We start from the raw sequence: 9,776 nt of genomic DNA, 5'->3' as shown, positions 1-9,776 counted from the left end.
GGGCTGGAGCGTCAGCGCTACGCCGCGCGATTGGCCAAGGCCTCCGGGCTGCCGGTGTTGACCAGCGGCGGTTTGCACTACGGTACGCCGCCCAGCGAGGCGGAGTTGATGGCGGTGTCGATGCGGGACGACTTCGGTGTGACGGTGCGCTTGAAGGAAGAGCGCAGCCGCACCACCTGGGAAAATGCACAGATGAGCGCCGAGATTTTGTTGCCCGAAGGGATCAGGCGCGTCGTGGTGGTGACCCAGGCCTGGCATATGCCGCGTGCGGTGTGGAGCTTTGAAAAAGCCGGTTTCAGCGTGGTGCCGGCGCCGGTCGGCTTCCTCGGCCAGGATAACGCCCGGCCGCTGGGTGGCTGGATGCCGGAGTTCAAGTCGGTGTGGCAGAGCGGGCAGTTGCTCAATGAGGCGGTGGGGCAGGTGGGGTATCGGTTGTTCTACCGCTGACCCAGCTGATTAAAATACAGATCAAAATGTGGGAGGGGGCTTGCCCCCGATAGCAGTGTGTCAGTCAGTAGATTTGATACTGATACACCGCAATCGGGGGCAAGCCCCCTCCCACATTTAGTTCGGTTTGATTCTGTTAGACGGTTTTGGACATCCGGCCGGCCAATAGCGCCCAACCAAACAACACCAGGCACACCACGATCAACGGCCACGACCGCCATTGCAGATACGGCGTGAGGTTGTGCATCGGCACCACTTCGCCGTAGAGGATGCCGCGCTCGAACTGCGGGATCTGCGCGGTGATCTGCCCATACGGGTTGATCAGCCCGGTCACGCCGTTGTTGGTGGCTCGGATCATCCAGCGACCGGCTTCCAGCGCACGCATCTGCGCCATTTGCAGGTGCTGCAACGGGCCAATGGAGGTGCCGAACCAAGTGTCGTTGCTGATGGTCAGCAGCAGGTCGCTTTGGGCTGAGAGGCTGGCGGCAAATTCGGGGTAGACCACTTCATAGCAAATGAACGGCGCGATCTGATAGCCCTTAGCCTGTAGCATCGCCTGGTCGGACGGGCCGCGGGCGAAGTCAGACATGGGCAGGTCGAAGAAGGCAATCAAGCCACGCAGCATGTCTTGCAGCGGCACATATTCGCCGAAGGGCACCAGCTTCTGCTTGAGGTAGGTGCCGTCGCCTTCGCCCATGACGGTGATGCCGTTGAAGTAGCGCTTCTGGTGATGCACTTCCTGGCGAATCGGCACGCCGGTGATCAGCGCGGTGTGCCGCTCGGCGGCGAACCTGCCCATCATCCCGAGGTAGCCCTCGACGGAGTCCTTGAGCACCGGCACGGCCGTTTCCGGCCATACCAGCAGGTCGACACGCTTGGAGCTGAAGCTCATGTCGCGGTACAGCGCCAACTGCGCATTGAGCTGCTCGGGGTCCCACTTCATGCTTTGTTCGACGTTGCCCTGGATCGCAGCCACGCTCAGCGGGTCGCCGGACGGTGAAGTCCAGGCGTGATGCTTGAGGGCCAGGCCGATGGCCCAGGGCGCTACCAGCAGCAACAGGCCGGCGCCGATGAAGGCATTGCGCTTGGTCGCCAGCAGGCGCGGCAGGTTGCACAACACGGCGGCGGTCAGGGCCAGGGCGAAGGAAATCAGCCACATTCCGCCCAGCGGCGCGAGGCCGGTGAGGGGGCCATCGAGTTGACTGTAGCCGGAGTACAACCAGGGGAAACCGGTCAGGAACCAGCCACGGAACGCCTCTTGGCCGACCCACAACGCTGCAAACGCGAGGGCATCGGCCAATGGCGCTTCATTGCGGCGCAGCCAGCGCGCCCACAGCCAGGCGGGCAGGGCGAAGAACAAGGCAATGGCGGCGGTGAACGCCAGCATCAGCAAGCCGGCCAGCAGCACCGAAGCGCCGCCGAAGTGGTGGATGCTGTAGTAGATCCAGCTAGTGCCGGCGCCAAACAGGCCGAAACCGAAACACCAGCCACGGCCGAGGGCTTGGCGTGGGGTCAGTTCCCGCAGCCCGATATAGAACAATCCGACTGCCACCAGCGCAAACGGCCACAGATCGAACGGCGCCAACGCCAGGGTGGTGATGGCGCCGGCCACCACGGCCAGCAAGTTACCGGGCCAGCCGGGAGCGATGAAACGGCGCATGTCAGTCCTTAACGGGCAATAGGTGTCAGGCGAATCAGATGAATCCGGCGGCTGTCGGCATTCAGGATGCGGAAGCGATAAGCGCCGATCACGGTGGTCTCGTTACGCTTGGGCAGGTGCCCGAACGCACTCATCACCAGGCCGCCGACGGTGTCGAACTCGTCGTCGGAGAATTCGCTGTCGAAGAACTCGTTGAAGTTCTCGATCGGCGTCAACGCCTTGACCAGGAAATCACCGCTCGGCAGCGGCTTGATGTAGCTGTCTTCTTCGACGTCGTGCTCGTCTTCGATATCGCCGACGATCTGTTCCAGCACGTCTTCGATCGTCACCAGGCCCGCGACACCGCCGTACTCGTCAATCACAATGGCCATGTGATTGTGGTTGGCGCGAAACTCGCGCAGCAGCACATTCAGTCGCTTGGATTCCGGGACGAAGGTGGCCGGGCGCAGCAGGTCCTTGATGTTGAAGCTGTCGCCGTTCTCCTTGAGGATCAGCGGTAACAGGTCCTTGGCCAGCAGGACGCCCATGACGTCGTCATGGCTTTCGCCGATCACCGGGTAGCGCGAGTGCGCCGAGTCGATCACGGCCGGGAGGAATTCCCGTGGGGTCTGGGTCGCCTTGATGCTGATCATCTGCGAACGCGGGACCATGATGTCCCGGACCTGCAGGTCGGCCACCTGGATGGCGCCTTCGACGATGGCCAGCGCTTCGCTGTCCAGCAACTTGTTCTGATGGGCCTCGCGCAGCAGCTCCAGGAGCTCCTGGCGGTTTTTCGGCTCGTGGGCAAAAGCCTGGGTCAGTTTGCCCAGCCATGACTTTTGCCCGTTGCTCGATCGGTCTTCGCTCATAGCGATTACTCTAAATCCTTTGATGTTTCAGTTGAGTGTTAATCAGTTTTCGTCATCTGCATACGGATCAGGGTGACCCAATTCTGCAAGCAACGATCGTTCCAGGGCTTCCATTTCTTCGGCTTCGTCATCGTCTATATGGTCGTAACCCAAGAGATGCAAGCAGCCGTGGATGACCAGATGGGCCCAATGGGCCTCAAGGGCCTTGCCTTGCTCCTTCGCTTCACGTTCGACGACTTCGACGCAGATCACCAGGTCGCCCAGCAGTGGGATATCCAGCAGCTCGTCGGGTACGTCGGCGGGAAACGACAGCACGTTGGTCGCGTAATCCTTCTGGCGCCAGGTGTGGTTCAGTTCGCGGCCTTCGGGTTCGTCCACCAGGCGGATGGTCAGCTCCGAGTCGGCAGTGCGCTGGCGCAGGGCCAGGGTGCACCATTGACGGAACTGCTCTTCGCTGGGGGCGTGCGCGTCGGTTGCCAGTTGCAGGTCAAGCTCAAGCATCGCGGCGGGTGTCCTTGGCTGGGGCGTCGTCGCGATGTTCGAAGCGCTCGTAGGCTTCGACAATGCGCTGGACCAGCGGGTGGCGGACCACGTCCTTGGGCATGAAGTGCGTGAAGCTGATGCCTGGCACGTCTTTGAGCACTTCGATCACCTGGGCCAGGCCCGACTTGGTGCCCTTGGGCAGGTCGACCTGGGTGACGTCGCCGGTGATCACGGCGGTGGAGCCGAAACCGATACGGGTCAGGAACATTTTCATCTGCTCGACGGTGGTGTTCTGGCTTTCGTCGAGAATGATGAAGCTGTTGTTCAAGGTCCGGCCGCGCATGTAGGCTAGCGGCGCGATTTCGATCACCTGGCGCTCGATCAGCTTGGCCACGTATTCAAAACCAAGCATCTCGTAGAGTGCGTCGTAGAGCGGGCGCAGGTATGGGTCGATCTTCTGGGCCAGGTCGCCGGGCAGGAAGCCGAGCTTTTCGCCGGCCTCGACCGCCGGGCGTACCAGCAGGATGCGGCGCACTTGCTCGCGCTCCAGGGCGTCGACCGCACAGGCCACGGCCAGGTAGGTCTTGCCGGTACCGGCAGGGCCGATGCCGAAGTTGATATCGTTACCGAGGATTTCCTTGACGTAGCGCTGCTGATTCAAGCCGCGTGGGCGAATCATGCCTTTTTTGGTGCGCAGGGCCACGCTGGCTTCGGCCACCGGGTTGTTGGCCAAGTCTTCCACGGCAGATTCCTGCAGGTACAGGTGGACCGTCTCCGGCGACAGCTCACTACCCTTGGTTTCGCGGTAGAGGCGGCGGAGCAGGTTTTCTGCAGACGTGGTGTGCTGGGGTTCACCAATCAGCTCGAATTGATTGCCGCGGTTGCGGATCTCGATGCTCAGGCGTTGTTCGATCAGGCGCAGGTGCTCGTCGAACTGTCCGCACAGATTGGCGAAACGGCGAGCCTCAAACGGCTCGAGGAGAAAACGATGGGGTTCGATGGGTGCGTTCAAGGTCGCTTTTAGCCGCCCTTTGGCTGTTGAGGTGAAAGAGAGGATAACGCCACGCGCCAGTGTGCGAAAGCACTTATCCAACCCGATCCAGTGTGGGAGGGGGCTTGCCCCCGATAGCGGAGTGCCAGGCAGCTCATGTGCTGCTGATGTACCGCAATCGGGGGCAAGCCCCCTCGCACATTTATTACACCAGAGACCCACGCAACGAGTGCGGTTGCGCCGCATCGATGTGGACATCGGCAAACTGGCCGATCAGGGTCGGGTTGTCGCAACGGAAGTTGACGATGCGGTTGTTCTCGGTGCGGCCTTGCAGTTCGCCCGGGTCTTTTTTCGAGTAGTCGGTGACGAGGATGCGCTGGGTCGACCCAACCATTTGTCGGCTGATCTCGAAACCCTGCTGATTCAGACGATGTTGCAGCGCGTTCAAACGCTCTTTTTTCAACGCTTCCGGGGTGTCATCGGCCAAATCGGCTGCCGGGGTGCCGGGGCGCTGGCTGTAGACGAACGAGTAGGAAAAGTCGAAACCGACGTCTTCAATCAGCTTCATGGTCTGCTGGAAGTCTTTCTCGGTCTCGCCGGGGAAGCCGACGATAAAATCCGAACTGATGCAGATGCCCGGCACTGCCGCACGCAATTTGCGCAGTTTGGATTTGTATTCCAGGGCGGTGTGGTTGCGCTTCATTGCCGACAGGATGCGGTCCGAACCGGATTGCACCGGCAAGTGCAGGTGCTTGACCAGTTCCGGCACCTCGGCATGGGCCTGGATCAGGCTGTCGGAGAATTCCAGGGGGTGTGAGGTGGTGTAGCGAATGCGCTCGATGCCATCCACTACCGCGACGACACGGATCAGCTCCGCGAGGTCTGCCAGGCGCCCGTCGTGAGTCTGGCCGCGATAGCCGTTGACGTTCTGGCCCAGCAAGGTCACTTCACGCACGCCGTTTTCGGCCAGGTGGATGATTTCTGACAGCACATCGTCAAACGGCCGGCTGACTTCTTCGCCACGGGTGTAGGGCACCACGCAGAAAGTGCAGTACTTGCTGCAACCCTCCATCACCGACACGTAGGCGCTCGGCCCATCGACGCGCGGTTCGGGCAAATGGTCGAATTTTTCGATTTCCGGGAATGAGACGTCGACCTGAGGCAGCTTGGTGAGGCGCGCAGCGTCGATCATTTCCGGCAGGCGGTGCAGGGTTTGCGGGCCGAAGACCACATCCACGTAGGGCGCGCGGTCGCGGATGGCGGCGCCTTCCTGGCTGGCGACGCAACCGCCGACGGCGATCACCATGTCCGGGTTGGCCAGTTTCAATTCACGCCAGCGGCCCAGTTGCGAGTACACGCGGTCCTGGGCCCGTTCGCGGATCGAGCAGGTATTGAGCAGGATCACGTCGGCATCTTCGGCGCGAGCGGTGACTTCCAGGGCCTGATGTTCACCCAGCAGATCGACCATGCGCGAGCTGTCGTACTCGTTCATCTGGCAACCGTGGGTTTCAATGTAGAGCTTCTTGGCCATGGGAATCGTCAACTGGTGGTAAAGAACCGCGCATTATAGGGGTCATGTCCATCGGTTCCTAGCGCTGTGCATCGGGTGCCATGCTATAGTTCGCGCCCTCTTTTAAATCCCCGATGTGTTCCCCGCCCACCATGACCAAACGTGAAGCTCCAATCTACAAGGTGATTTTCCTCAACCAGGGCCAGGTGTTCGAAATGTACGCCAAGCAGATCTATCAAAGTGATCTGTGGGGCTTCCTGGAAGTGGAAGAGTTCGTCTTTGGCGAGCGCACACAACTGGTCGTCGACCCGGGCGAGGAAAAACTCAAGGCCCAGTTCGAAGGCGTGGTGCGCAGTTTTGTGCCGATGCATTCGATTGTGCGCATCGATGAAGTCGAGCGCCTGGGCACGCCGAAGATCAGCGAAGCCCGTGGCACGAGCAATGTCATGCCGTTTCCGATGCCGATGCCTGAGAAGTAGGGCGTTTGTGGCGAGGGCGCGTGCTCCCGCTGGGGCGCGAAGCGGCCCTAATGCAATTTACAGATGTGTCAGATAGAAATCATTGAAGGGTTGTGGGGGGCGCTTCGCAGCCCAGCGGGAGCAAGCTCTCTCGCCACAGGTCGATCAGGGCAGGGGCGAGAACGGCGAACGCCCATCCGCGCTCTGCAGTTCCTGCAGGTAGTTGCGGAAGATCTGGCCCAGCACCTGGGTCGCCAGTTCCAGTTCATCGCGCTGCATGTGCTCGGCGACTTCGTCGGCCGTGTCCAGCGCGTCCTCGGCGCCGTTGACCGCCGCCATTTTCAGCACGATATACGCCTGGACGTTATTGGCCGGCACGCCTTCACCATGGAAGAACATGGTGCCCAGCTGGAATTGTGCCTGGGCGTGGCCCTGCAGCGAGGCTTTCTCGAAGTAGTTCAACGCTTTGTTGAGGTCGCGCGCGGGGTTCTTGCTGTCGTGGTAGTACTCGCCCAACTCGTATTGCGCCTGCGCATCCCCGCCGTCGGCCTGTTTATGGCACGCGCTCAGCGCTTCGGCCTGGCTGTCTGGCTGGGTATTGAGGGTGCAACGACCCATCGCTGGGATTAACAACGAGTTGCCGCCTGCTTGTGCATGTGCCAGCAGCGGCTGAAGGAGCAACAGGCAGCCCAGGACCAGGGTGCGGCCGGTGCGTTTCATGGGAATCGACTTACCTCTGACGGGGCGCGCGGACCCTCGGGGGTCCAATAAGCGCGCATTATGAAATAAGCAGGCCTCTGCTTACAAAGTCTTTACTCGTTTTTCTGCTGCTTGGGCAAGTTATCTGCCGGATTGCAGGAGTTTTCTCGAAAAAGTTAGGAAAAATCTGTAAGCAAAGTAGCAAATCTGACGCCGCCGGGGGCCGCGTCAGATTTTTGTGTCAGTTATTTCAGGGCGGCGAAAGCGCGTTCGGCAGCGTCCAGGGTCAGTTTCAACTCGGCGTCGCCATGGGCGATCGAGGTGAAGCCGGCTTCAAAGGCGCTCGGTGCCAGGTACACGCCGCCGTCCAGCATCAGGTGGAAGAAGCGCTTGAACAGGTCGGCGTCGCTGCCCATCACGTCCTCAAAGGTGACGATATTGTCGGCACCGCTGAAATACAGGCCGAACATGCCGCCTGCTTGCATGGTGACAAACGGAATGCTGGCGGCATCGGCGCGCTGTTGCAGGCCGTCGAGCAGGCGGGAGGTGTAGTCGGTCAGCTCGGCGTGGAAGCCCGGGCGGCTGATCAGACGCAGGGTGGTCAGGCCGGCGGCCATGGCCAGCGGGTTACCGGACAAGGTGCCGGCCTGGTACACCGGGCCCAGCGGTGCGATGTGCTGCATGATTTCGCGCTTGCCGCCGAAGCAGCCCACCGGCATGCCGCCGCCGATGATCTTGCCGAAGGTGCTCAGGTCCGGCGTCACGCCGTAATGCGCCTGAGCGCCACCGAGGGCCACGCGGAAACCGGTCATCACTTCGTCGAAAATCAGCACCACGCCGTGCTTGTCGCATTGCTCGCGCAGGCCTTCGAGGAAACCCGGGGCCGGCGGTACACAGTTCATGTTGCCAGCGACCGGTTCGACGATGATGCACGCCACTTCCTGGCCTACTTCATTGAGCATCTGCTCGACGGCCGCGATGTCGTTGAACGGCAGGGTCAGGGTATGTTTGGCGAATGCCGCCGGCACACCGGCCGAGCTTGGGACGCCCTGGGTCAGCAGGCCGGAACCGGCTTTCACCAGCAGGCTGTCGGAGTGACCGTGGTAGCAACCTTCGAATTTGATGATGCTGTCGCGACCGGTGAAACCACGGGCCAGGCGAATCGCGCTCATGGTGGCCTCGGTGCCGGAGCTGACCATGCGCACCATCTCCATCGACGGCACGATCGCGCAGACCAGATCGGCCATCTCGGTTTCCATCTCGGTCGGAGCGCCGTAGGACAGGCCGTGTTCCAGTTGCTTGCGCACCGCATCCAATACGTCGGGGTGGCTGTGGCCGAGGATCATCGGGCCCCAGGAACCTACGTAATCCACATAGCGCTTGTCGTCTTCGTCGGTGACGTAGGCGCCTTCGGCATGCTTGAAGAACAGCGGCGTGCCGCCCACGCTCTTGAACGCACGCACGGGGGAGTTCACGCCACCGGGGATGTGTTTCTGGGCATTGGCAAACAGGGTTTCGGAACGGGACATGGTCGGGCTCTCTAAACTTGATATTTAAGAAGATCGTTGAAGGCGCGGGCGCGGCGCGTGACTTCCTGGGTGCTGTCGGCACCAAACAGGCCGTGGACCACCGCGAGCAGGTCGGCACCGTGTGCCACCAGCGGTTCGGCATTCTCCAGGGTGATGCCACCGATCACGCAGATCGGCAACTGCAAGCGCGCGCGGGCCTGGGCTAGCATTTCGACGCTGGCGGCGGGGGCGCCGGGCTTGGTGCTGGAGTTGAAGAAGCGGCCGAAGGCGACGTAACTGGCGCCTTCTTTCGCGGCCTGCTCGGCCAGTTCGATCTGGCTGTGGCAGGTGGCGCCGATGATCGCCTTGGAGCCCAGCAACGCACGGGCAGTGGTCAGAGGGCCATCGGTCAGGCCCAGGTGTACGCCGACGCCCAGGCGTGCGGCCAGCTCGGCGTCATCGTTGATGATTAGTCGGGTCTTGTAGCGCGAGCACAGTTCCCGCAGTTTTTCAGCTTCACGCAGGCGCCGGGCCTCGTCGCTGCTTTTGTCACGGTACTGCAGCAGGGTCACGCCGCCATCCAGTGCCGCTTCGACGTAGGCGAGGAATTTACCGGCCAATAATTGGCTGTCGGTAATGGCATAAAGGCCACGTAGTTTCATCGGGCAGGCCTCTTGGTGTTACGAGCAGAAATCCAGCGGCAGCCGGCGAGGCACGAACTGGCCCTGGCCGAGTTGTTCGGCGTCACGCAGGGTGCGCCAAGTGTAGTTGAGGGCCGATTGCACGGCGCTGACCAAGCCTTCACCCTGGGCGATCCGGCCCGCCAGCGCGCTGGCCAGCGTACACCCCGAACCGTGATAGCTGCCGGGCAGACGCTGGCAGGTAAAGGTCTGGCGCGTGCCGTCGCGGCTGTATAGGCGGTTGTGGACTTGATGCTCATCGCCATGGCCGCCGGTAATCAGCAGGTGCTTGATAAACGGCAACAGCCTTTCAGCGCATTCGTCCGCCGTGCCCTCAGGCAGTTCGGCAAGGATGCGTGCTTCTGGCAGGTTGGGCGTGGCGATCAACGAACCACAGATAAAGAAGAACAGCGTCACCAACATGCGCGCATTACCGCCGCCCACGGTGAACAGGGTGCCCGACGCACAGCCGCCGCCCAACTGCATGCCGAT

Annotated in this window: 11 protein-coding genes; 2 read left to right on the top strand and 9 right to left on the bottom strand. The window is 61.6% G+C overall.

The genetic code is table 11. From position 1 onward, the window contains the following. Positions 1 to 447, top strand: a 447-nt coding sequence (locus L9Z73_RS18500) for a YdcF family protein (protein ID WP_247403770.1), incomplete at its 5' end; no start/stop codon positions are given. 136 nt (positions 448 to 583) lie between these two features. Here the strand turns inward: L9Z73_RS18500 and lnt are convergent. From lnt to miaB, 5 genes are all read right to left on the bottom strand, one after another. Continuing rightward, positions 584 to 2,107 carry an apolipoprotein N-acyltransferase gene (gene lnt / locus L9Z73_RS18495; RefSeq protein ID WP_247403767.1) on the bottom strand — a complete coding sequence of 508 codons (1,524 nt, stop codon included), beginning with the start codon at positions 2,105 to 2,107 and terminating at the stop codon, positions 584 to 586. 8 nt (positions 2,108 to 2,115) lie between these two features. After that, complete coding sequence (locus tag L9Z73_RS18490) at positions 2,116 to 2,955, bottom strand: HlyC/CorC family transporter (RefSeq protein ID WP_247403765.1); 840 nt, start codon at positions 2,953 to 2,955, stop codon at positions 2,116 to 2,118. Positions 2,956 to 2,997: 42 nt separating this feature from the next. After that, the gene (ybeY, locus tag L9Z73_RS18485) at positions 2,998 to 3,456 is read right to left on the bottom strand and encodes an rRNA maturation RNase YbeY (protein ID WP_247403764.1); all 459 of its coding nucleotides are present in this window, start codon (positions 3,454 to 3,456) and stop codon (positions 2,998 to 3,000) included. Further along, positions 3,449 to 4,450, bottom strand: a complete 1,002-nt coding sequence (locus L9Z73_RS18480; RefSeq protein WP_017848326.1) for a PhoH family protein — start codon at positions 4,448 to 4,450, stop codon at positions 3,449 to 3,451. Before L9Z73_RS18480 ends, ybeY begins: the two co-directional genes overlap by 8 nt. 184 nt (positions 4,451 to 4,634) lie before the next feature. Continuing rightward, positions 4,635 to 5,960 carry a tRNA (N6-isopentenyl adenosine(37)-C2)-methylthiotransferase MiaB gene (miaB, locus tag L9Z73_RS18475; RefSeq protein ID WP_247403762.1) on the bottom strand — a complete coding sequence of 442 codons (1,326 nt, stop codon included), beginning with the start codon at positions 5,958 to 5,960 and terminating at the stop codon, positions 4,635 to 4,637. Positions 5,961 to 6,091: 131 nt separating this feature from the next. Between miaB and L9Z73_RS18470 the strand changes: the two genes are divergently transcribed. Continuing rightward, positions 6,092 to 6,418 carry a DUF1820 family protein gene (locus tag L9Z73_RS18470; RefSeq protein ID WP_003194436.1) on the top strand — a complete coding sequence of 109 codons (327 nt, stop codon included), beginning with the start codon at positions 6,092 to 6,094 and terminating at the stop codon, positions 6,416 to 6,418. Between the two features lie 144 nt (positions 6,419 to 6,562). Here L9Z73_RS18470 and L9Z73_RS18465 read toward each other — a convergent pair whose 3' ends face one another. The 4 genes from L9Z73_RS18465 to L9Z73_RS18450 form a co-directional block, all read right to left on the bottom strand. Then, on the bottom strand, positions 6,563 to 7,117 hold the full coding sequence (locus tag L9Z73_RS18465) for a tetratricopeptide repeat protein (RefSeq protein ID WP_247403760.1): 555 nt from the start codon (positions 7,115 to 7,117) through the stop codon (positions 6,563 to 6,565). Positions 7,118 to 7,341: 224 nt separating this feature from the next. Further along, positions 7,342 to 8,625 carry a glutamate-1-semialdehyde 2,1-aminomutase gene (gene hemL / locus L9Z73_RS18460; RefSeq protein ID WP_247403758.1) on the bottom strand — a complete coding sequence of 428 codons (1,284 nt, stop codon included), beginning with the start codon at positions 8,623 to 8,625 and terminating at the stop codon, positions 7,342 to 7,344. A gap of 11 nt (positions 8,626 to 8,636) precedes the next feature. After that, the gene (gene thiE, locus L9Z73_RS18455; RefSeq protein ID WP_247403756.1) at positions 8,637 to 9,266 is read right to left on the bottom strand and encodes a thiamine phosphate synthase; all 630 of its coding nucleotides are present in this window, start codon (positions 9,264 to 9,266) and stop codon (positions 8,637 to 8,639) included. 18 nt (positions 9,267 to 9,284) lie between these two features. Next, on the bottom strand, positions 9,285 to 9,776 hold a 492-nt coding region (locus tag L9Z73_RS18450; RefSeq protein ID WP_247403754.1), incomplete at its 5' end, for a bifunctional hydroxymethylpyrimidine kinase/phosphomethylpyrimidine kinase.

It is taken from the genome of Pseudomonas emilianonis (assembly GCF_023072625.1).
Lineage (GTDB): Bacteria > Pseudomonadota > Gammaproteobacteria > Pseudomonadales > Pseudomonadaceae > Aquipseudomonas > Aquipseudomonas paraveronii.
This window is presented reverse-complemented; position numbering and strand designations above follow the sequence as displayed.

Excerpts from the sequence above, each read along its gene's own strand:
- L9Z73_RS18490 (WP_247403765.1), bottom strand. The coding sequence starts at position 2,955 with ATGAGCGAAGACCGATCGAGCAACGGGCAAAAGTCATGGCTGGGCAAA.
- L9Z73_RS18470 (WP_003194436.1), top strand. The coding sequence starts at position 6,092 with ATGACCAAACGTGAAGCTCCAATCTACAAGGTGATTTTCCTCAACCAG.
- thiE (WP_247403756.1), bottom strand. The coding sequence starts at position 9,266 with ATGAAACTACGTGGCCTTTATGCCATTACCGACAGCCAATTATTGGCC.
- hemL (WP_247403758.1), bottom strand. The coding sequence starts at position 8,625 with ATGTCCCGTTCCGAAACCCTGTTTGCCAATGCCCAGAAACACATCCCC.
- ybeY (WP_247403764.1), bottom strand. The coding sequence starts at position 3,456 with ATGCTTGAGCTTGACCTGCAACTGGCAACCGACGCGCACGCCCCCAGC.
- lnt (WP_247403767.1), bottom strand. The coding sequence starts at position 2,107 with ATGCGCCGTTTCATCGCTCCCGGCTGGCCCGGTAACTTGCTGGCCGTG.
- L9Z73_RS18465 (WP_247403760.1), bottom strand. The coding sequence starts at position 7,117 with ATGAAACGCACCGGCCGCACCCTGGTCCTGGGCTGCCTGTTGCTCCTT.
- miaB (WP_247403762.1), bottom strand. The coding sequence starts at position 5,960 with ATGGCCAAGAAGCTCTACATTGAAACCCACGGTTGCCAGATGAACGAG.